At 42.5% G+C, this 379-nt stretch carries 1 protein-coding gene; it reads right to left on the reverse strand.

What is annotated here, in order from left to right; all coding sequences use genetic code 11:
* On the reverse strand, nucleotides 1-369 hold a 369-nt coding region (locus tag CVN76_RS01985; RefSeq protein WP_332850586.1), incomplete at its 3' end, for an LCP family glycopolymer transferase.
* Nucleotides 370-379: the final 10 nt, after the last annotated feature.

The raw sequence follows: 379 nt of genomic DNA on the forward strand, positions 1-379 counted from the left end.
CATTTCGTTGAAGGTTAAATTGGTTTCAACGTTTTTCCCTAATGCTTTGAAGATATCATCATAATTGGTGAGTGTCGAAAGGCTTGAACCCTTTTTCATGACAGCTTGGATAACCTGGCGTTGCCGCATTTGTCGTCCATAATCACCGCGAGGGTCTTCCTTACGGATCCGGGAATAAATCAAGGCTTCTTTACCATTTAAGTCAATGGTGCCTTTTTTGAAGTTAAAGCCTTTATAGGCAAGGTCCATATCATTATCGACGGTGACACCGCCTACCGCATTCACGATATCTTGGAAACCTTCCATATTCATTTTGACGTAATAATCGATCGGAATGTCTAGATACGCTTCGACTGTGTTGATCGCCATGGAAACTCCG

It is taken from the genome of Bacillus sp. mrc49 (genome assembly GCF_002803435.1).